General features: G+C 60.4%; 15 protein-coding genes and 1 pseudogene. 5 read left to right on the forward strand and 11 right to left on the reverse strand.

The window, feature by feature from the left end:
- Positions 1 to 2: 2 nt before the first annotated feature.
- The 8 genes and pseudogenes from HBO09_RS00895 to aspA all read right to left on the reverse strand — a co-directional run bounded on the left by HBO09_RS00895 (position 3) and on the right by aspA (position 12450).
- Positions 3 to 4622, reverse strand: coding sequence for a DUF6543 domain-containing protein (locus tag HBO09_RS00895; RefSeq protein ID WP_169990916.1), 4620 nt, complete (start codon positions 4620 to 4622; stop codon positions 3 to 5).
- Positions 4623 to 4741: 119 nt separating this feature from the next.
- The gene (locus HBO09_RS00900) at positions 4742 to 5833 is read right to left on the reverse strand and encodes a polyamine ABC transporter substrate-binding protein (protein ID WP_169990918.1); all 1092 of its coding nucleotides are present in this window, start codon (positions 5831 to 5833) and stop codon (positions 4742 to 4744) included.
- Positions 5830 to 6864 (reverse strand): histone deacetylase family protein, encoded by a 1035-nt coding sequence (locus HBO09_RS00905; protein WP_169990920.1) that lies wholly within the window; start codon positions 6862 to 6864, stop codon positions 5830 to 5832. Before HBO09_RS00905 ends, HBO09_RS00900 begins: the two co-directional genes overlap by 4 nt.
- 136 nt (positions 6865 to 7000) lie before the next feature.
- Entirely contained in the window at positions 7001 to 7993 is a 993-nt protein-coding gene (locus tag HBO09_RS00910; RefSeq protein ID WP_169990922.1) for an AraC family transcriptional regulator, read from the reverse strand.
- Positions 7994 to 8043: 50 nt separating this feature from the next.
- Positions 8044 to 9021, reverse strand: a complete 978-nt coding sequence (locus HBO09_RS00915) for an asparaginase (RefSeq protein WP_169990924.1) — start codon at positions 9019 to 9021, stop codon at positions 8044 to 8046.
- 77 nt (positions 9022 to 9098) lie between these two features.
- The gene (locus HBO09_RS00920) at positions 9099 to 10550 is read right to left on the reverse strand and encodes an alanine/glycine:cation symporter family protein (RefSeq protein ID WP_029290000.1); all 1452 of its coding nucleotides are present in this window, start codon (positions 10548 to 10550) and stop codon (positions 9099 to 9101) included.
- 260 nt (positions 10551 to 10810) lie between these two features.
- Positions 10811 to 10933 (reverse strand): annotated as a pseudogene (locus HBO09_RS28735) (outer membrane lipoprotein carrier protein LolA); the annotation flags it as partial.
- A 92-nt stretch (positions 10934 to 11025) separates the two neighbouring features.
- Entirely contained in the window at positions 11026 to 12450 is a 1425-nt protein-coding gene (gene aspA / locus HBO09_RS00925) for an aspartate ammonia-lyase (RefSeq protein WP_038444539.1), read from the reverse strand.
- Positions 12451 to 12630: 180 nt separating this feature from the next.
- Between aspA and HBO09_RS00930 the strand changes: the two genes are divergently transcribed.
- Positions 12631 to 13542 (forward strand): LysR substrate-binding domain-containing protein, encoded by a 912-nt coding sequence (locus HBO09_RS00930; RefSeq protein WP_169990926.1) that lies wholly within the window; start codon positions 12631 to 12633, stop codon positions 13540 to 13542.
- Positions 13543 to 13598: 56 nt separating this feature from the next.
- Here HBO09_RS00930 and HBO09_RS00935 read toward each other — a convergent pair whose 3' ends face one another.
- Positions 13599 to 15416, reverse strand: a complete 1818-nt coding sequence (locus HBO09_RS00935) for a hypothetical protein (RefSeq protein ID WP_169990928.1) — start codon at positions 15414 to 15416, stop codon at positions 13599 to 13601.
- A gap of 392 nt (positions 15417 to 15808) precedes the next feature.
- Here HBO09_RS00935 and purE point away from each other — a divergent pair, with 392 nt between their 5' ends.
- The 4 genes from purE (at position 15809) to HBO09_RS00955 (ending at position 18359) form a co-directional block, all read left to right on the forward strand.
- The gene (purE, locus tag HBO09_RS00940; RefSeq protein WP_169990930.1) at positions 15809 to 16300 is read left to right on the forward strand and encodes a 5-(carboxyamino)imidazole ribonucleotide mutase; all 492 of its coding nucleotides are present in this window, start codon (positions 15809 to 15811) and stop codon (positions 16298 to 16300) included.
- A gap of 12 nt (positions 16301 to 16312) precedes the next feature.
- Positions 16313 to 17398, forward strand: coding sequence for a 5-(carboxyamino)imidazole ribonucleotide synthase (locus HBO09_RS00945; protein WP_169990932.1), 1086 nt, complete (start codon positions 16313 to 16315; stop codon positions 17396 to 17398).
- Between the two features lie 100 nt (positions 17399 to 17498).
- Positions 17499 to 17744, forward strand: coding sequence for a GlsB/YeaQ/YmgE family stress response membrane protein (locus tag HBO09_RS00950; protein ID WP_029289950.1), 246 nt, complete (start codon positions 17499 to 17501; stop codon positions 17742 to 17744).
- Between the two features lie 78 nt (positions 17745 to 17822).
- Positions 17823 to 18359 carry a DUF3299 domain-containing protein gene (locus HBO09_RS00955; protein ID WP_169990934.1) on the forward strand — a complete coding sequence of 179 codons (537 nt, stop codon included), beginning with the start codon at positions 17823 to 17825 and terminating at the stop codon, positions 18357 to 18359.
- Between the two features lie 54 nt (positions 18360 to 18413).
- Here the strand turns inward: HBO09_RS00955 and HBO09_RS00960 are convergent, their stop codons facing one another.
- Both HBO09_RS00960 and HBO09_RS00965 read right to left on the reverse strand, forming a co-directional pair.
- Positions 18414 to 19301 (reverse strand): D-hexose-6-phosphate mutarotase, encoded by an 888-nt coding sequence (locus HBO09_RS00960; RefSeq protein WP_169990936.1) that lies wholly within the window; start codon positions 19299 to 19301, stop codon positions 18414 to 18416.
- Positions 19302 to 19358: 57 nt separating this feature from the next.
- Positions 19359 to 19763, reverse strand: a complete 405-nt coding sequence (locus tag HBO09_RS00965) for an acyl-CoA thioesterase (RefSeq protein WP_003176975.1) — start codon at positions 19761 to 19763, stop codon at positions 19359 to 19361.
- Positions 19764 to 20298 lie beyond the last annotated feature (535 nt).

Below are 20298 nucleotides of genomic sequence, written 5' to 3' on the forward strand. Positions count from 1 at the left end.
GGTCAGGTGTTGAAAAACAGCTTGTTGGCCAATGGCAAGCGGATTTCGCTGCGATAAATCGCGATCTGGTCACGGTCATTGGTGCCCGTGGTCTGGAAGGCGCCGCCGAGTTTCTGCTGCTCACGGGTCTTCAGATGCCCGGCGGTGTAGTCAGCCAGCGCCGCTTGCGGCGACCCGTAGTGAAAGTGCGCGTACCACAGCACCTCGTGGGTTTGAGGGTCGCGCACCTGGTATTCGTCCAGGTAGTTCTTGCCCGGGCCTTTGAGGCGACGGCGGTTGACGACCTTGGCGATTTCCACCAGCCCTTTGTCGTACAGCCATTCGACCCGGGCGGCGGTGGGCGGCTGTTGTTTGGTCATGCTGATGCGCGTCTGCGTGCCCTGTTCGTAAAGGCGCTCGGCCGCGTCGTTGAGCTGCTTGTTGAGGGTGGCTGCGGAAGGGCGGTCACTTTCGGTCAGATTGAGCTCGGTGAGGGCCTGTTCAATGGTGCTGACAGCCCGCTCCAGGCGGGCGGCGTACTGGTGGAACATCTCTTCAATTTCCACCGGGATCCGCCCGGCTTTTTTTGAGTGGGAGATGATGCGTTGGGTCGCCTCCGGTTCGCCTTCGAGCACGCTTTTGCCCGCGTTGATGCTGATGCCCAGGTCCACCGCCGCAGGCGGCCGCGAGGTGCTGGCCTGCTGCTCGCGCTCGACCCAGACCCCCGGGGTTTTTTCGTGGAAAGTGGCGAGCACCTTGCCCGTCATGGGCTCCTTCACATCCACCAGATCGCTTTGGGTTTCCCGAGGTTCGCCCACCACCACGCCGTCGAAGCGGGTCTTGATGATTTTCTTTTTCGGTGTTTGTGCAACCTTGGAGGTGCCGGGCTTGGGTTCCAGGGCTTTCCTTTCGCGCAAGCATTGCGCCAGATTCTGCTCCGCCCGCCGGGCGAACTCGTCGATTTGCTGGCGCAGGCTTTCCAGTGGCTCGCGTAGCACCTGCTCCGGATGCTCGGCGTGCAGGTCCAGCAAACGCTGGTCGTTGATTGCAAACTGGTCGAGCAGGCTGTTGAGCGCTTCGATGCGCTCATCCAGGGAGCTTTCACTGAGGGTGCTGGCCATTTCGATCAGGCTTTGGATGTGCACGTCCGCCGCCTCGCTGATGTCATGCAGGCGTGCACGCGCATCGACAAAGGCCTCGCCACTGCCCTCCTTGATGCACAGATAGCGCTGCAGCGTGATGTTGTAAGCCTTCAGGTCCGTCAGGGCGATGTTGGGCAGAGCCTGCATCGTGGCGTGGATGACCCGGGCGCCTTCGACCCCCAGGTTTTCCAGTTGGCGAAAGCGGGTGTCGATGTATTCCAGGCGCTGGATCATGTCCAGGGTCATGGTCGACATGGTCTGCGCTTTTTCGGCTTGCGCCTGGGGGTCTGGCGCACCCTCGGGTTCGATCACGCCCAAGGTCGATGACAGCAGGTTGCGAAACGGTTCCAGGCGTTCGGCGATGACAGAGCGCGTCAGCAGCAACTGCTTGTTCAGGTAGTCGATCATGAAGCCCTGATAATTGGGCACGGTGTCGATAATGTTCAGGGATCGCAGTTGACGGATCGGCACTTCGTATTCCTCCCTGCGCGCGTCTGCCTTGTCGATGAAGGCCTGGCGGCGTTCGCCGGTGGAGGGCCCTGCGCCGGTGCCGATCTCGGTGTAAGCGGTGTGGATTTGCGATTGCCGGAGATTTTCGGTGGCGTCAAAGCGGTGGAGCTGGTCCTGGAGGTCGCTGATGCGCGAAGGTTTGTCGGCCTGGGCAGCGCGTCGGCGGTTTCTGAAGCCGCCCCCGCGCAGGCGCAGGCGGGTATCGACAAACCACTGACCAGCCAGGTTGGACTGCAGCAATGGCCCGGTGCGCGAGGGCGTAGTGGGGTCGACGATAAGCACATTGTCATTGCTGTCGACGCTGACTTCGAACCAGCGCTCGGCCACTTGGGCATACCACTTTTCCCCCAGCGGATAGAGGTGCAGATGGGGACCGGGTGTCTTGTTCTGGGCTTGCAGCCCTGTGGGTCGGTTGACTTTGAAACTGTCGAGCGTTGCCTCCAGCCGTGTGGGGAGGCTGTTCAAGGCACCGCTGGTGTACAGGGGGCTTTGGTGCTGGGCGTGCAACTCGGTTTCGGTCAGGTTGGGTTTTTGGATCACCTCGATCTTACGCGGCGTCTCGACGGGGTTGTCGACCGGCACCGCTGGCGTTGTCGGTAGACGTTTGAGCGGTTCGACTTGCCCGGGCGGATGACGCAGGGCGACGTGCAGGATCAGCGCCATGCCCAGGTTCAGCAAGAGGTCGGCCTCGGCGGCCCAGGACGCCTGTGGGTCGTCGGACTCCTGGCCCTGCTCGATGGCCTGCAAGTCGTCCATGATTTGCCAGATCCACGCCGCGATTCCCAGCGTGCGCCCGAAAAAAGGCAACACCGCACTGAAAATCTGCCAGGCCGCCTGGCGGTATGACGCCCAGCGTTTTTGCACGTTGGACACCGATTGCCGGGTCGCCAGTTCGACCAGCGCGTTGGCATTGGCGGTGAACAGGGTGTGCAGCGTGTCATTGCCCAGCACCTCATCGCTCAAGGCGATGGGACCACTCATGTACAACAGGGTCTGCGACTCGATCAGCCCCCTTACCACTGTCCAGGGCGACGGCAATTTATAGGGGAACACGTATTCGGCGTAGTTGAAGCGTGCGCCCTCCGGCAGCCAGGCCAGTACCGACTCGCGCAGGTCGTGGTCATGCTTGATGGCGTAGAGCAGATTTTGCCGGGACGGGAATTGAATGAGCGACGGCGTCAGCAACGGCCGATACAACAGGCACGGGCCGCGAGTGTGATCCTGGGGACCGATCACAAACATGTTGGCGACGATGTCCTGTTCGTTGCTGGGACGCAGTGTCGGCACAAACCCCAGCGCGCGGAAGACGATGTCCTGCCCATCGACCTTGCGATCATGAGGCTCGACTTGCATGGCTGCGGCGACGTAGCGAAAGCCCAGGTTGTCGATGCCATGCTTGTGCTGAACCTTGCACTGCAGAGCCAGCAGGGGTAATTGCACCCGCAGGTGCATGGCGTACAGCGTCTGGCGGCTCTTGGATTGCTGCGGGTCGTCCAGCAGTGTCTGTTTGATCAAGGCCGGGTAATGCTTGCCGATGTCGAGGTCTTCGATCACTTGCTTGAGGTAGCGGTAGGGCAGCCACTCGGGTGCCGGACGGCCTTTGTAGAGCACGCTGGCCTCGCCTGTGGGAAGGCCGGTCAGGTTTTCCAGCGCCAGATCTATCAGGGGGCGGCGTGTCAGGGTGTTGGGACCGGGCACGACAAATGTGCCCCAGACCTGCGGGCTTTCGATAACGATCTCGATGTCGTCCATCTCAAGATCGGCACCCTCGCGATCGGCCTCAATGCGGCTCTGCAATTGTTGTCGGGCATAGGTGCGGATGGGGGCAATGCCGTCGTTGAACAAGCGGCCTTGGTTATGCGTGTGCAGCTCGGCCAGGTCCACCAACAGTCGGCTGTAAAGGGACACGTCCAGGTCCGAGGCGCCGGCCAGCCACGGGGGAATGCGCTCGTGGATCTGGCGGATATTGGACAGGGTGTGATCGCTCAACTCTTCAACGCCCGGCAGGATGCGGTCGATGATCGGGCTTGGATCGTCAGCGTCTTCGCTGCCCTGGGTGTTGGGTTCTAGCAGAGAGCCAATCATCCTGATCTGCATGGCGATCAAGGCGCTGGCCTGACTGTCGAAATAGTTTCCGGAAGGCTCGTACAGGCGCCAATGCAAGGACAGGTCGGGGTGAGTACGGCTCAGCTTGGCAGGTAGGATCTGCTCGAGTTGCTGGAGGGAGTCAAGGCGCTGGTAACCATCGGTCAGCGAGTGCATCAGAATCATTGGGCGTTGCTCATGCTCGCCGATCAAGACCGCAATGCTCGAGAGGCCCAAATGGCGTGTCTGGTTGTTGCTCTGGGTATCGATATCAATCAGATAGGCGCGGGATTTGTATGAGTCCTGTGCGGTGCGCGTGGCGTGGTCGGGGTAATGGAAGAGCGTTCTGGCCATCGCGCATTCCTCCTCGCTCCAGCCTTCGTACTCCGTGACATTCCAGACTTTGCGCAACATGTTGGAGAGGGTTTTCCAGCGTGGGCCGGTGCCGGTATTGGAGGTATTCCAGTAGTCCAGTTGCTGCTCTTGAAAAGCGCTGGACAGCAGGCCGGACAGCTCGTTTATCAGGCGCGCGATGGCGTCGATTTTCACCGGCAGGTGAACGGGTGGCTCTGCCGAGGGCGTCAGGGTGAGGAAATGTTCGCCGTCGATATATTCCACCGGTTCTGGTGACAGCGCCTGGCGCGCCAGAATGCTGGTCAGTGACTCGAAGATCGGTTCAACCGGCCGCATCTCGGTGGCGGTGATAGACCAGCGTGGGGTGACGACCACTGCCAGGTCCGGGTCGATATCCAGCAGCGGGTATTGCTCCTTGAGGGCGGCGCGCAAGGTTGCTGCAGCCACGTCGCGACTCGAAGGGCCGGTGGTCAGTTGGGTCAGCAGGTCGTAGATACTGGGCGGGCTATTGTTGGGGGTGTTGTGGTTAGCGGGGGTTGATGGATTGGGCATCTTCAGCTCCTTGGCAGACAGGCCTTGATATGCGCAAGGTACTGACCGCAGGCGCTGCGATGACGGTAGATAGTTGCAGCCCGCTCCCTGGCACGGGAACGGGCTGCAAAGGGGCAACCTCAGGTGCCGGACTTGATCCTGGTCCAGGCGCGGGTCCGGGCGCGTTCTGCCTTGCTGTCCAGGGGCTTGAGGGTATAGAGCGTGGCCATGGCGGCCTCGGTGGGGTACAGGTTGGGGTTGTTGCGTATGGCCGGGGCAACCTGCGCGGTGGCGTCCTTGTTGGGGTTGGGGTAACCGACAAAGTCACTGATGGGCGCAATCACCTGGGGCTGCAACAGGTAGTTGATAAAGGTGTAGGCGTCCTGTGGGTTCTGCGCGCCCTTGGGAATGGCGAGCATGTCGAACCAGATCGGCGCGCCTTCCTTGGGCAGGCGCATGTCGACGGTCACGCCATTGTTGGCTTCCTTGGCGCGGTTGGCGGCCTGGGAAAAACTGCCGGAGTAGCCGACGGCGACGCAGATGTCACCGTTGGCGATATCGGCCATGTACTTGGATGAATGAAAGTAGGTGATATAGGGACGGATTTTCAGCAGCAGGGCCTGGGCTTTTTCATAGTCCGCAGGCTTGTTGCTGTTGGGGTCCAGGCCCAGGTGCTGCAAGGCCAGGGGCAGGATCTCGGACGGCGAATCCAGCAAGGCGACGCCGCACTGCTTGAGCTTGCTGATGTTCTCTTGCTTGAAGATCAGGTCCCAGCTGTCCACCGGGGCATCGGCGCCCAGGGCGGCCTTGACCTTGTCCGGGTTGAAGCCGATGAGGATGGTGCCGTACATGTAGGGCACCGCGTGTTTGTTGCCCGGATCGTTGGCCTCGATCAGTTTCATCAGCTTGGGGTCGAGGTGGTTCCAGCTGGGCAACTGGCTGCGGTCCAGGGCCTGGAACACCCCGGCCTCGATCTGCTTGGCCAGGAACACATTGGACGGCACCACCACGTCATACCCGGAGTTGCCGGTCAGCAGCTTGGCTTCCAGGGCTTCGTTGGTGTCGAAGATGTCGTACACCAGTTTGATCGCCGGGTTCTGCGCCTTGAAATCTTCCAGGGCCTTGGGCGTGATGTAGTCGAACCAGTTGTAGACCCGCAGGGTTTTTTCTTCGGCGTGGGCGGCGGTGCTGAGCACGGCGGCGCAGAGCACAAGCGACTTGAGCATGTTCATTGGGCTGGCCCCTCAAAACCTTCGAGAACGTTGACGGCATTGATGCCGATTTCTGCCACCGCGTAGCCGCCTTCCATCACAAACAACGTCGGTTTGCCCAGGCGGGCGATACGCGCGCCCATGGCCAGGTAGTCCGGGCTGTCGAGCTTGAATTGCGAGATGGGATCGTCCTTGAACGTATCCACGCCCAGGGACACCACGATGATCTCGGCGCCATAGCCCTCGATCTTGTGGCAGGCCTGTTCCAGTGCAGCGCTCCAGGTGTCCCAGGCAGAACCGGCCGCCAGCGGGTAATTGAAGTTGAAGCCCTCGCCGGCACCTTCGCCCAACTCATCGGCATAACCGAGGAAAAACGGAAACTCAGCCTCAGGATGCCCATGGATCGATGTGAACAGCACATCGCTGCGCTCATAGAAGATCGACTGGGTGCCGTTGCCATGGTGGTAATCCACATCGAGGATCGCGACCTTTTTGTGGCCCTGGTCGATAAAAGCCTGGGCGGCGATCGCGGCGTTGTTGAGGTAGCAATAACCCCCCATCAAGTCGCCGGCGGCGTGATGCCCTGGTGGTCGGCACAACGCAAAGGCACTGTGGGCGCCCTGCTGGATCGCCTGTTGCGCCGTGAGCGCGACCTGCGCCGCGCTGTAGGCCGCTTGCCAAGTGCCGGCGGTAATCGGCGCGCCGCCGTCGAAGCTGTAATAGCCCAGTTGGCCGTGCAGGCTGGTGGGCAACACGCGACGCAAGGTGCGGGCGGGCCAGGTGTAGGGCAGCAGATCGCCGTCCTGGCCGAATTCGACCCAGCGGGCCCAGGCACCCTGGAAGAACTCGAGGTAGTCGCGGCTGTGGATGCGTTGCAGTGGCGCCAGGCCAAAGTCATGCGGCGCTTGCACCGGGCCCAGCTCACGGTCCTTGACCCGCTGCAGCACGTGGTCGGCGCGCGAGGGCATTTCAAAGCAGGGCATCAATTGCCCGTCCATCAATTCGCAACGGCCGTGGTGCAGGTGGTGATCGTCCGAGTAGATCGTCAGCATTTTTGTTGTTCTCCGCAGGCGGGTTGGGATGCCTTGCAGTGTTGCGGGGTACACCGGTTTGGAGAACGGCAGGAGCGGCCAAAAGGGGATAAATATGGCCAGATTGTCTGTCCGCAATTCGCCCCTTCATGGGGCGTCATGGGCGAAATTGGCTCGGCGCCACGCCGCTCCAGCGCACAAACGCGTGGCGCAAGCTTGCCGTCTCGCTGAACCCCAGGGCCTCGGCGATCCGATAGATCGGCCACTGGTCTTGCGCCAACAGTTGCTTGGCGCGCTCGAAGCGCAGTTCGTCCAGCAGCTCCTGGTAGCTGCAGCCCAGGTCATGCAGGCGCCGGCGCAGGGTGCGCGGCGAACAGTTCATCTGCTGGGCCAGGCCGTCGAGCCCGGGCGCGGCGTGCAGTTGCGCCGTGAGCAATTGGCGGACCCGCCCCAGCCAGGCCTCGCGCCCGGTGAATTCGGTGTTCTGTTTGCGGCAGCGCTCGGCCATGGCGCGGTGGGTTACGGTGTCGGCCAGGGGCAAAGGTTGGGTGAGCCAGCGTTGGTCAAAGGCGAACGCATTGGCAGTGGCCTGGAACTGCAACGGGCAGTCGAAGCACTCGGCGTAGCGTGCTTGATAATCCGGCGCAGCATGCTCAAAACGGGCGCCCAGCAAGGGCAGCGGGTGGCCGAGCAGGTCGTCGCAGATCACCTTCAGCGACCCCAGGCACAGCTCCACATTGAAGGCGGCCAGCGCCGGGTTCTCTCGGTAATCGCTGGCGGTGAACCAGATCCGCTCGCCATCTTCCTCAAGGCTCAGTTCGAACAGTGTTCCCAACAGCGCCGGATAACGCAGGGCCAGGCGCAAAGCGTCACCGAAAGTGGCACTGGTGAGCAGGGCATAGCCGAGCATGCCGTAGGCCGATACGTGCATTCGCCGTCCCACGATCAGCCCGATATCGCGCTGCAAGGCCACGGCATTGGCGCACACCTGCATCTCCTGGTGCGTGGTGATGCGTGTGTCGGCGCGGCTCAAGTCCGCCGCACAGATACCACTGCCGGCCAGCAGTGCTTCGGCGGGCAAGCCTTCGGCCTTGAAGGTGCTGAGCACCAGGGAAACGGCATTGAGGGTGGTGAGGTGGGAGTGCAGCATGGGTACTTCCAGCCAGGGGATGGCTGGAAGTGGAGCAAGTTATATGCCGCTCAACTCAGTTCGCCGCACAGATCCAGTTCGACCAGGCGCCGTACTTCGTCGTTGGGCAGTCCGGCGCCGAGCAGGGCCTGCAGCTTGCCGAACACGGCTTCGCGGGTCATGCCACCACCGGACAACACACCGACCCCACGCAAGCGGCTGCCCGCTTCATACACGTCCAGTTCCACGCCACCTTCATGGCATTGGGTGATGGCTACGACCACGATCTGCCGATCCTGCGCACGTTGCAGGCTGGCGAGGAACGCCGGGTTATCGCTCGGCCCGGTGCCGCTGCCAAAACACTCCAGCACCAGCGCCTGAATGCCGCTGTCGAGCAGTGCATCCAGTTGCCCGGCATCAATGCCCGGCACCAGCGGTAACACGCCGACATTGGCCAGGGCCTTGGGCTGGCGGTAGTCCAGGGCGGCAGGCAGCGCCTGGGCCTTGGCCCCGCCACCGTTGCGCTGCAACGCGGCAAACGGATGCCGACCAAAACTGCGGATTTTCGCGCAGCGGGTCGGCGCCATCAGTGCGCCGTGGAAGAACAGGTGCACACCCGGTGCCAGGCCTTCGCCCAACGCCGCCAGGGCACCGCTGACGTTTTCCCAGGCATCGCTGTCGGGCACGCCGGCCGGCAGCATCGAGCCGGTGAACACCACCGGCGCCGGCAGGCCCAGCAATTGGAAACTCATGGCCGCCGCGCTGTAGGCCAGGGTGTCGGTGCCATGCAGGATCAATACAGCGTCGCAGCCCTCGTCCACGGCCTCGACCACTGCGCTGCGCAGGCGCTGCCAGTAGGCGGGCGTCATATTGGCGCTGTCGATCAGCGGTGCCATTTCCCTGAAACGCCAAGTGGGCGCTGGCAGGTGGGCAAGTTGTTCGCGCATGCGCGCTTCAAAACCCGAAGCGGGCGCCAGGCCGTTGGCGCTGGCCTGCATGCCGATGGTGCCGCCGGTGTAGAGCACCATGATGTGATTGGCTTTGGACATCGAAGAATCTCCTGAACGAAAAACGCCGCCGGGCCCAGAGCATGCCCAAGGCCGGGCGGCGTGTCATCTGTCTACGCTCAGCGTTGCACTTGGGCGTTCAGTGGCGCGGTTGCTTGAGCGGTGGGCTCAGGCTGCACCGGGTTGGCCGGCCAGGCTTTGCGGTCCAGGTCCAGGTCGGGGAACTGGCTGGAGTCGAACACCGGGGTCTTGATGCCCGCCGCACGCTGGTTGTCGTAGTCGTTGAGGATGCGCATGGCGATCTTGAACAGGAACGCCAGGGCGAACAGGTTGACGAACGCCAGCATGGTCATGGTGATGTCGGCGAAGGCGAACACCGTGCTCAGGTTCTCGATCGAGCCCCAGAAAATCAGGACCAGCACCAACGCGCGATAACCGATCAGGACCTTGCGGTTGTTACCCACCAAAAAGCGCAGGTTGCTCTCACCCAGGTAGTAGTTGTACATGATCGAGGTGAACACGAACAACGCCAGGGCCACCGAGATAAACATCCGCCCCCAGTCACCCACCACCGCCGCCAGGGAGTTCTGGGTCAGGGCAATGCCGTCGCCTTCAAAGCCTGGGGTGTAGAAGCCCGAAAGCAGGATCAGCAGTGCGGTGCAGGTACAGATGATAAAGGTGTCGAGGAACACGCTGAACGCCTGCACCACACCCTGGGCGACCGGGTGTTCCACCGAGGCCACGGCTGCTACGTTGGGCGCGCTGCCCAGGCCTGCTTCGTTGGCGAACACGCCGCGTTTGACGCCCATGATGATCGCGCTGCCCACCAGGCCACCGAAGGCCTGGTCCAGACCGAAGGCGCTCTTGACGATGGTCGCGAGCATGGCCGGTACTTGGTCGAATTGCAGCACGATCACGTAGACCGTCACGGCGATGTACACCAGGGTCTTGACCGGCACCAGCAGGTCGGCGATCGAGGCAATGCGCTTGATCCCGCCGATAAACACCAGGCCCAGCAACACCGCCAGCGCCAGGCCGGTGTAGGTGGTGTCGAAGCCAAAGGCGTTATTCAGCGAGTGGGTCACGGCATGGGCTTGCAGGCCGTTGAAGGCGAACCCGAAGGTCACCAGCAGCAGGAACGCCATCACCATGCCCAGCCAGCGTTTTTGCAGGCCGTGCTGGATGTAATAGGCCGGGCCGCCACGGTAGGTGCCTTCGGCGTCGGTGCGTTTGTAGAGCTGGCCGAGGGAGCACTCGATAAAGCTCGACGACATGCCCACCAGCGCGGTGACCCACATCCAGAACACAGCACCCGGGCCGCCCAGGGTCACGGCAATGCCGACGCCGGCGATGTTACCGGCGCCCACCCGCCCGGCCAGGCTGAGCATCAGCGCCTGGAACGAGCTGAGTTGGCCGGCGCTGCTTTTCAGGCTGTCGCGAAACACCGCGAACATGTGAAAGAAGTGACGAAACTGAACGAAACGCGAGCGGATCGTGAAGTAACCACCGAGCCCGACAATGAGCACGATCAGTACTTTTCCTGAGAGGAAGTCGTTAATGACTTCTAGCATGGAGTATTCCTCGCTGTTTTTTGTAAAAGCAAAAGCCGGACGGCTCGACTCCAACCCATTTCGCAGACAGCACGATAGGTGGGGCGAGTGGTCGTCCCGGTTCCAAGTCGCGGGTTGTTATTAGTTCGGCGTTCGCATGCGGCTGGCGGCCGTGCATGCGAAGAGGGGCGGCACTATACCTAGCTGCGCGCCAGCCGTCTGCAAGCAGCGCAACTGGGCGAGGAATGGTAGGCGGGCAAAGGGCTGAACCGGTTCACCCTTGTAGGCGCGAGCTTGCTCGCGAAAAACGCCCAGGCACCGCGTTTTTTTAGGACGCCGGCGTCATCGTTGGCGATCTTCGCGAGCAAGCTCGCTCCTACAAGGGGGCAGGCGTTAAAAAACAGGCAAAAAAAAGGGCCTGAAGAGCAAGTCTTCAAGCCCTCAAAAGGGTGAGAGGTGTCTAGTCCCTCAACCTGGTGAGCGGTGCTACATGCGTTCAGGCCTTCAAGGGCACCAGACGCGGGGCAATCATGTTTTCCGGGCGCAGGATGTCGTCGAGCATGGCGTCGTCGAGCAAGCCTTCTTCGCGCACCAGTTCCAGCACGCCGCGGCCGCTTTCAAGGGCGATACGTGCGATGCGGGTGGCGTTTTCATAGCCGATGTACGGGTTCAGCGCAGTGACCAGGCCGATGGAGTGCTCCACCAGCTCGCGGCAGCGGGCTTCGTTGGCGGTGATGCCGACGATGCAGTGCTCGCGCAGCATGTCCATGGCGCGTTGCAGCAGGCGGATCGAGTCGAAGATCTTGAAGGCGATCAGCGGCTCCATCACGTTCAGTTGCAGCTGGCCGCCTTCGGCCGCCATGGTCAGGGCCAGGTCGTTACCGATGACCTGGAACGCTACCTGGTTCACGGCTTCCGGGATCACCGGGTTGACCTTGCCGGGCATGATCGAGCTGCCTGGCTGACGCGCTGGCAGGTTGATCTCGTTGATCCCGGTACGTGGGCCGCTGGACAGCAGGCGCAGGTCGTTGCAGATCTTCGACAGCTTCACCGCCGTACGCTTGAGCATGCCGGAGAACAGCACGAAAGCGCCCATGTCGGAGGTGGCTTCGATCAGGTCGGCCGCCGGTACCAGCGGCTGGCCGCTGATGGTGGCCAGGCGTTGTACAGCCAGGGCCTGGTAGCGCGGGTCGGCGTTGATACCGGTACCGATGGCGGTGCCGCCCAGGTTGACTTCGGTCAGCAGCTCCGGAGCCAGGGTTTTCAGGCGTGCCAGGTCTTCACCCAGGGTGGTGGCGAAGGCGCGGAATTCCTGGCCGAGGGTCATCGGCACGGCGTCTTGCAGTTGGGTGCGGCCCATTTTCAGGACGTGGCCGAACTCGACACCTTTGGCGGCGAACGCCTGGATCAGGCTGTCGAGGCTGGCCAGCAGCGCGTCATGGCCCAACAGCAGACCCAGGCGGATCGCGGTCGGGTAGGCGTCGTTGGTCGACTGCGCCATGTTCACGTCGTTGTTGGGGTGCAGGTATTGGTATTCGCCCTTGTTGTGGCCCATGGCCTCCAACGCGATGTTGGCGATGACTTCGTTGGCATTCATGTTGGTTGAAGTGCCAGCGCCGCCTTGAATCATGTCCACCACGAACTCTTCGTGGAAGTCGCCGCGGATCAGGCGGGCGCAGGCTTCGCTGATGGCAGCGTGCTTGGCTTCGCTGAGCTGGCCCAACTCGCGGTTGGCATCAGCGGCGGCTTGCTTGACCATTGCCAGACCGACCACCAATTTCGGGTAATGCGAAATCGGAACGCCGGAGAGACGGAAGTTATTCACGGCTCGCAGGGTCTGGATGCCGTAATACGCTTGAGCAGGTACTTCAAGTACGCCAAGCAGGTCTTTTTCTGTGCGGAATGATGCAGCGGAGGACATGACGGAAATCATCTCGATATGGACCCGGGCTAGGCCGGAACGCTGTGAATGCTAGGCTTGTGGAAGTTTTTGGGCCAATGCTATTAAGCACTGGCCTATGCACAAACGGCATAATGTAGGTGTGACCCGGTTATCATGGCGGGCGTGTGTGCCAAAATGGTGCATGCCCTGGAGAATCAGATGAACCTTGAAAGCAAATGGCTGGAAGACTTTAGCGCCCTGGCGGCCACGCGCAGTTTTTCCCAGGCGGCGGAACGGCGTTTTGTCACCCAGCCGGCCTTCAGTCGACGTATCCGCAGCCTTGAGGCGGCCCTGGGGCTGACGCTGGTCAACCGTTCGCGCACGCCCGTCGAACTGACCGCGGCGGGGCAGTTGTTTTTGGTCACCGCGCGCACGGTGGTCGAGCAATTGGGCGAAGTGCTGCGCCATTTGCATCACCTCGAAGGCGGCCAGGGCGAGGTCATGCAAGTGGCTGCCGCTCACTCTTTGGCATTGGGCTTTTTCCCACGCTGGATCGCGCAATTGCGCAACGAAGGGCTGAACATCGCCACGCGCCTGGTGGCCACCAACGTCGGCGACGCGGTGCATGCGCTGCGGGAGGGCGGGTGTGACCTGATGCTGGCGTTCTACGACCCGGATGCCGCGATGCAGATGGACCCGGACATTTTCCCGTCGCTGCACCTGGGCAACACCGAAATGCTTCCGGTGTGCGCCGCCGATGCCGATGGCAAGCCGTTGTTTGACCTGGAAGGCGAGGGCAGCGTGCCACTGCTGGCCTACAGTGCGGGCGCGTTTCTCGGGCGTTCGGTCAATCTGCTATTGCGCCAGCGTGCCCTGCGCTTCACCACGATTTACGAAACCGCGATGGCCGACAGCCTCAAAAGCATGGCCCTGGAAGGTTTGGGGATTGCCTGGGTACCACAGTTGAGTGTGCGCGCCGAACTGGCGCGCGGTGAGCTGGTGGTATGCGGCGGGACGCAGTGGCATGTGCCGCTGGAGATTCGCCTGTATCGCTGCGCATTGGTGCGCAAGGCCAACGTGCGGTTGTTGTGGCGCAAGCTGGAAGGCGGGGCGGCAAGTCCTGCTGGCTGAATGGTTGAGGGCCGCCTGAACGCCCCTTCACCCCTATTGGCTGTACGCAGGCTTGGTTATTCGAATTGACTGAGATAAGCCTGGATGTGCTCTCTGTTTTCATCACTGAAGCGATAGGTATCGGCGCGCCACACTGAGCGTTGGTATTGCGATCTCATAATCGTCTCGCTCCACCAGCCGTCGTAAATTATGGCGCCTGCCTCATGTTTTGCGCCGAGCATGTGGCCTATTTCGTGGGCGGGGGTCATGCGGCTCATTGCACAGGCTATTGCAAACTGGCCTTTATGATAGGTAACGCCGAGTACATTGTCTGGGACGACGCTATGACGGGTGAGCAATATGAATTTGTCGAGTGGTGAAGTGGGCTGCGATGTTCTTTCAATAAACGCGATGACTGCCTGCTCCCAGCGATCAATCGCATCCTGCTCTGACGTTGAAATATAGTCAAAAGTGTAGAGTTCAGGTGCGCTCTTTTTATCTATTTCAATCAGCTCAACTTTGCGCCCTGAAATATGTTCAAGCTCGGTAACTATCCAAGAGAAAAAGCCTTGTTTCATTAACGGTAAAGTGGGCGGTTTCAGAAGGAATGCAGACAGTAAGTTGGACACCGATAGCAGCCGGGAATCCTCCAGGTCTTGATGATAAATAAAATGTAGCTTTATGGGTTTTAACGATGTTGGCTTGTCCTCGGGCTCCACAGCGGGGCGCTGGCTCTCACGCCAGGCGGTCACTGCGGGAATGGCGCGGTTTATTACGCAGTCACTGAAAAACTCAAAGGCGCTGCGATTTGAAGGGTAGCGCGGCTCAAACGGTCGTTGATTCGTGGCGGCGGCTGTGAGGCGTTCTGGCTGGGACCAAAGGTAGGTGATGTCTTGTTTGTGTTTATCGATCAGCAACTGGAGGTGATCGTTGAAAAAACCGGGGGTTATTGAAAAGGGCGAGAGGTTGATGTGCTGTAGATCTAATGCCCCGCGACCGATCAGATCCCCAAGGGTCGTGTGCTGGCGTAGCGCGATGCAGGCGGGTAAAGGGTTTTGTGGTGCGATGGGGTTTATCAGGTGGGTGGCCAGATAGGTTTTCATCATGGCGATCGAGTCAAACTGCTGCAGTTTCACTCCGGGTAGATACAGCACGCACGGATTCACGTGATCGCCCTGATCTTCGGCGTTGCGCGTAATCAAAAAAGCGCCGATGAGCGGGATGTGGGCAGCGTATTCCGGTTGAGTGAGCGCCACTGTGTAGAAATAAGCTCTGGGCGTTATGTTGAGGTGCGCAAGGCGTAGCAGCAGATCCACACTCTCCAGGCTCAGCGACATGTCCTGGCTTCTTATCAAGTTTACGCACTGCAACTGAGTGGCCATTGACCTGGCCATATACTCCTTGTTTGTGATTGGGTAGTTTTCGTGTTCGGCTGACCAGAAACTATCGATGCGGTCCAGATAGAACTCAATACCCTGAAGCTCAAATATCGCTTTCTTTACGGCTTGCTGGAAGGCGGGTGGAAGTTTGTGCAGTTGGCCATTTTTATGACAAAAAAAATGGCAGGCGTCGTTATAAGAGGTCGGGGGTTGGTTGATAAATGCCAGTGACTCAAAAAGATGCCTTAGGGTATTGCGATTGGGTGTTGGTTTTTGAGGTGATAGCGCCAGGGGCGGTAGAAAGAAAATGTCATTCAGCGTTTCTTCGTTCAAGAAAGGCGCGATGGTTTTTTTCAGTAAGTTGAAAGCCTCTGCCGAAAAGTTGAAAGGGCTGCTCATTGTATGCACGGCGTTTTCGTGCAGGCTCTGCAATGTAATCGCCGCAAAGGGTGCGCTCATCGTTGTGATACTGGCCGGTGGCGGTATAAATACTGTTTGCTGTTCAGTTATGCTCATGTCAGTCACCCTTACTACCTTGTTTAGTTGTGAATATCACGTTGCGTAGTGGTTAATATAATAAGGAGGGTGGTGTTGTTTTTCGTGGCGACGAGTAGTTGAACGCTGTAGTGCTTTTCTTCAAGCGGCGAATAAAAGAAGCAAAAGCGGCGAAGATGTTTTGCTTCATCTGGGCGTTTGATTTGTTGATCTGTGAGTCAGGACTGAAGGCTTCAACCAGGCGAGACAGATGGTCGTTCCCAGGGGCTGTTTATCTGCATTATTACGGTATACTGCGCGGCCTTCGGCCGGTCCAACCGGCCTTAATTCGTACAACAAGCCACGCCGGATTTCCCGCGTGGCTTGTTGTTTTTTGACGCGCCTGCGGGCGCCCAGAGAGAAGAGGCACGACGATGAGTGCATTGGTTGGCGTGATCATGGGCTCCAAGTCCGATTGGTCCACCCTTAGCCACACCGCCGATATGCTGGAAAAACTCGGCATTGCGTTTGAAGTGAAGGTGGTTTCGGCCCACCGCACGCCGGACCTGCTGTTCCAGTATGCCGATGAAGCAGAATCCCGTGGCATCGAGGTGATTATCGCCGGTGCCGGTGGCGCAGCCCACCTGCCGGGCATGTGTGCGGCCAAGACCCACTTGCCGGTACTCGGCGTGCCGGTGCAGTCGTCGATGCTCTCTGGCGTGGATTCGCTGCTGTCCATCGTGCAGATGCCTGCCGGAATTCCGGTGGCGACTCTGGCGATCGGCAAGGCTGGCGCGATCAACGCCGCGTTGCTGGCCGCCAGTATTCTGGGCGCCAAGCATCCACAGTTCCACACGGCCCTGAAGAAATTCCGCGCCGAGCAGACTGACAGCGTCCTGGACAATCCAGACCCACGCATCGCCTGAGGTTGTTGATTGATGAAAATCGGTGTAATCGGTGGCGGCCAACTGGGTCGCATGCTGGCCTTGGCGGGTACTCCGCTGGGGATGAACTTCGCGTTTCTTGATCCGGCGCCGGACGCCTGTGCGGCGGCCCTGGGTGAACACCTGCGGGCGGACTACAGCGACCCGGACCACTTGCGCCAACTGGCCGATGAAGTAGACCTGGTGACCTTCGAGTTCGAAAGCGTGCCGGCTGAGACCGTGGCGTTCCTGTCGCAATTCGTGCCGGTATACCCGAGCGCCGAAGCGCTGCGCATCGCCCGCGACCGCTGGTTCGAAAAGAGCATGTTCAAGGACCTGGGCATTCCGACCCCGGCGTTCGCCGATATCCAGTCCCAGGCAGACCTGGACGCCGCCGTCGCCAGCATCGGCCTGCCGGCAGTGCTGAAAACCCGCACCCTGGGTTATGACGGCAAGGGCCAGAAAGTGCTGCGCACCGAAGCCGATGTGGTCGGTACGTTCGCCGAACTGGGCAGCGTCGCCTGCCTGTTGGAAGGCTTCGTGCCGTTCACCGGTGAAGTCTCGCTGGTGGCCGTACGTGCCCGTGATGGCGAAACCCGCTTCTATCCGTTGGTGCACAACACCCACGACAGCGGCATCCTCAAGCTGTCCGTGGCCAGCACCGATCACCCGTTGCAGGCCTTGGCCGAAGACTATTCCAGCCGAGTGCTCAAGCAACTGGATTATGTCGGCGTGATGGCATTCGAGTTCTTTGAAGTCGACGGTGGCCTCAAGGCCAACGAAATCGCCCCGCGCGTGCACAACTCCGGGCACTGGACCACCGAAGGCGCCGAGTGCAGCCAGTTCGAAAACCACCTGCGGGCGGTAGCGGGCTTGCCACTGGGTTCCACGGCCAAGGTCGGCGAGAGCGCGATGCTCAACTTCATTGGCGTGGTGCCGCCGGTGGAACAGGTCATTGCGATTGATGACTGCCATCTGCATCACTATGGCAAGGCCTTCAAGGCCGGGCGCAAAGTCGGTCACGCCAACTTGCGTTGCAAGGACCGCGCGACACTCGACGTGCAGATTGCCAAGGTGCAGGCGCTGATCGCAGCGCAATAACCCACGGGCTGGCGGGAACCATTGGTGACCGCCATCCTCTGATTGCAGGATGCCAAAGTCTGACTAGGCTTCAGCTAACTTTCATTCAGAGGGAAATGCCATGGGTATCATTGGGACCATCTTTATCGGTTTGATCGTCGGCCTGCTGGCGCGTTTCCTGAAACCAGGCGACGACAGCATGGGCTGGATCATGACCATCCTGCTGGGTATCGCCGGCTCCCTGGCGGCGACCTATGGCGGTCAGGCGCTGGGTATCTACCAGGCAGGCCAGGGCGCGGGTTTCATTGGCGCGTTGGTCGGTGCCATTGTGTTGCTGGTGATCTACGGTCTGCTGAAAAAGAAATGATTTAGCGACAAGCCCTCTGCGCTGCGCAGGCGCAGAGGGCTAGAATGCCGGCACTGTATTTATTTGCCGAGCCCCTTCATGCGCCGCCTCCTGTTGATTGTCCTTTTGCTGGGTTCAAGCCTGGCCCACGCCGCTGAGCTGCCGGAAACCGATTGGCTGGAACTGATGCCCAAGTCGGATCAGAAGGCCCTCGAACAAATGCCGGATATCGACCACAACTCCCCTGAAGCCCTGGGCACCTTTACCGAAAAAGGTGGCTTGAAGCAGAGCAAGGGCTTGCCGGCCGTGATGTATTCGACCAAGACCGTGGCCGCCATGAATGGCAAACACATCCGCCTGGGTGGCTACCCGGTGCCATTGGAAACCGACGCCAAGGGTCGCAGCACCCTGTTTTTCCTGGTGCCTTACCCGGGCGCGTGCATCCACGTGCCGCCGCCACCGCCAAACCAGTTGGTGTTGGTGCGTTATCCCAAGGGCTTGAAGCTCGATGATATCTACACACCGCTGTGGGTCACCGGCACGTTGAAGGTGGAGACGGTCAACAACGACCTGGCGGATGCGGCGTATGCGCTGGATGCGGGGGTGGTGCGGGTGGTGAAGGAGTCGGATCTATAACCAACGCCACAAAACCCCTTGTGGGAGCGGGCGTGCTCCCACATTTCGATTGGGTTACAGGGGCAGGCTGGTGATGCTCACGCCCATGGTGTGGCTCGCACCCGGTGCCAGCATCACCACATCGTCCAGCACATTGGCCGTCTCGATGCACAGCATGCCCTGCCAGCCGTCGTCGGCCATATCATCGAAAGCCTTGGCCCGCTCGGTCCATGGGTTCCAGATCACGGTCGATTTTGACCCCTCGCTGGTGAGCTGGATCTGACGCTGCCAGTCTTTATCGATAATGTTCAGCTGTGCAGGCGTATCGAGGTAGATACGGTCGGTCTCGGCGCGAAAGTGCAGCGGCCCAAGCTGTTGCCTGGTCACCCAGCCGTCGGCGGTATCGATATAGTCCAGCCCATCCAGGCCTTCGACCTGCACCCTGCGCACGTCGCTGACGGCGAAGTAGCTGTGCAGCGCCTGGCTGATGGTCACAGTGTCGGTGCCGCGGTTGTGGCTGGTCAGGTGGATATGCAACTGGTCGTCGAGCAGCAGGCTCATTTTCAGATCGACCTGATGCGGCCAGCCAGGGAAGCCGCCAGCCGGCGCAATGAGTGCCAGCTCAACCCGATTGTCTTCGACGCCGACCAGGGTCCAGTTAGCCGTTCGCGCAAAACCATGGGCGCCGGCCGGATGATCGCTCTGGCGCATCGCCTTGACACTTTGTGGATTGCGCTCGAACACACCAAACCACGGCCAGCACACCGGCACGCCTGTACGGATGCCTTTGCCTTGCTTGAAGACCGCCTTGTCGTTGGGCCAGATCACCGGTTTTGCAGCGGCCGGCTGGTAACTGAAGACGTGCGCGCCCTGTTGGGCCACCAGCACTTCGGCGCCGTTGTGGCGGATGCGCCAGCAGTCCAGCTCATCCATTTTCACGGTTTCAAGGTGGGGCGTAGGCATACAAGGCTCTCTTAATGACAGGCAATGGGGCAATGGACCGCCAAACCGTCGCGTGGTTTAACGCGCCCGCGACGGAACCGAGCGGGTGCGGCCGCTGCCATCAATGGCGACGAACACAAACACCGCCTCGGTGACTTTGCGCCATTCGCTGGACAGCGGGTCATCGCTCCACACTTCGACCATCATCTGGATCGAGCTGCGGCCGATTTCCAGGGCCTGGGTGTAGAAGGACAACTGCGCGCCCACCGCCACTGGAACCAGGAAAGCCATGCGATCGATCGCTACGGTAGCCACACGGCCGCCGGCGACCTTGCTGGCCATTGCCGTGCCGGCCAGGTCCATCTGCGCTACCAGCCAGCCGCCGAAAATATCGCCGAAACCGTTGGTTTCACGGGGGAGTGCGGTGATTTGCAGGGCGAGATCGCCTTGCGGGATAGGATCTTCTTGTTCGAGTTCGATCATGCCGGGGGTGCCTCTGACCCGTGACTCTTGGACTATGTAATCGGTGAATAGCCGTCTTGGAAAAACGATTCAGCCCCGAACATACTACGTTCGTCACGTTTTTCGAAAGGCGCCTTAAGGGAAACTCTGCGAAATCGGCTGGCCGGTGCCAACGACGTTTTCGCGCAACTTCCACTGATATGCCGGTGCAAGGCAGGCAGTATATCGGTCGATAGCCTGCACGACGACCACCGGGTCTGCATTTTGTACATCTATCTACATGGCTTTACAGGCGTCAAAAAAATGGCCAAAACAGTCATGCAACTTGAGGGGTTTGACCATTGTTTCTTTTGAATCCTGCACCCCAGTATTTGCGGGCGTTTTCGGTCCCCGACAATAATTCGAAGAGGGAACAGGCGGGCCTCGCAAGGGGGTGACTTTGCGAGTCGGCGTCAACCGCACTGCAGGTGTTTAGACTGTGCTTTTCCGGGCAATTTGTTATCTTGCCGGACCTGCCAGGCGCAAACCCACGCTGTTGCGGATTCCTGATCTGACC

The organism is Pseudomonas sp. WS 5027 (genome assembly GCF_012985695.1).
In the GTDB taxonomy this organism is placed as follows: Bacteria; Pseudomonadota; Gammaproteobacteria; order Pseudomonadales; family Pseudomonadaceae; genus Aquipseudomonas; species Aquipseudomonas hygromyciniae.

Excerpts from the sequence above, each read along its gene's own strand:
- HBO09_RS00895 (WP_169990916.1), bottom strand. The coding sequence starts at position 4,622 with ATGCCCAATCCATCAACCCCCGCTAACCACAACACCCCCAACAATAGC.
- HBO09_RS00900 (WP_169990918.1), bottom strand. The coding sequence starts at position 5,833 with ATGAACATGCTCAAGTCGCTTGTGCTCTGCGCCGCCGTGCTCAGCACC.
- HBO09_RS00905 (WP_169990920.1), bottom strand. The coding sequence starts at position 6,864 with ATGCTGACGATCTACTCGGACGATCACCACCTGCACCACGGCCGTTGC.
- HBO09_RS00910 (WP_169990922.1), bottom strand. The coding sequence starts at position 7,993 with ATGCTGCACTCCCACCTCACCACCCTCAATGCCGTTTCCCTGGTGCTC.
- HBO09_RS00915 (WP_169990924.1), bottom strand. The coding sequence starts at position 9,021 with ATGTCCAAAGCCAATCACATCATGGTGCTCTACACCGGCGGCACCATC.
- HBO09_RS00920 (WP_029290000.1), bottom strand. The coding sequence starts at position 10,550 with ATGCTAGAAGTCATTAACGACTTCCTCTCAGGAAAAGTACTGATCGTG.
- aspA (WP_038444539.1), bottom strand. The coding sequence starts at position 12,450 with ATGTCCTCCGCTGCATCATTCCGCACAGAAAAAGACCTGCTTGGCGTA.
- HBO09_RS00930 (WP_169990926.1), top strand. The coding sequence starts at position 12,631 with ATGAACCTTGAAAGCAAATGGCTGGAAGACTTTAGCGCCCTGGCGGCC.
- HBO09_RS00935 (WP_169990928.1), bottom strand. The coding sequence starts at position 15,416 with ATGAGCATAACTGAACAGCAAACAGTATTTATACCGCCACCGGCCAGT.
- purE (WP_169990930.1), top strand. The coding sequence starts at position 15,809 with ATGAGTGCATTGGTTGGCGTGATCATGGGCTCCAAGTCCGATTGGTCC.
- HBO09_RS00945 (WP_169990932.1), top strand. The coding sequence starts at position 16,313 with ATGAAAATCGGTGTAATCGGTGGCGGCCAACTGGGTCGCATGCTGGCC.
- HBO09_RS00950 (WP_029289950.1), top strand. The coding sequence starts at position 17,499 with ATGGGTATCATTGGGACCATCTTTATCGGTTTGATCGTCGGCCTGCTG.
- HBO09_RS00955 (WP_169990934.1), top strand. The coding sequence starts at position 17,823 with ATGCGCCGCCTCCTGTTGATTGTCCTTTTGCTGGGTTCAAGCCTGGCC.
- HBO09_RS00960 (WP_169990936.1), bottom strand. The coding sequence starts at position 19,301 with ATGCCTACGCCCCACCTTGAAACCGTGAAAATGGATGAGCTGGACTGC.
- HBO09_RS00965 (WP_003176975.1), bottom strand. The coding sequence starts at position 19,763 with ATGATCGAACTCGAACAAGAAGATCCTATCCCGCAAGGCGATCTCGCC.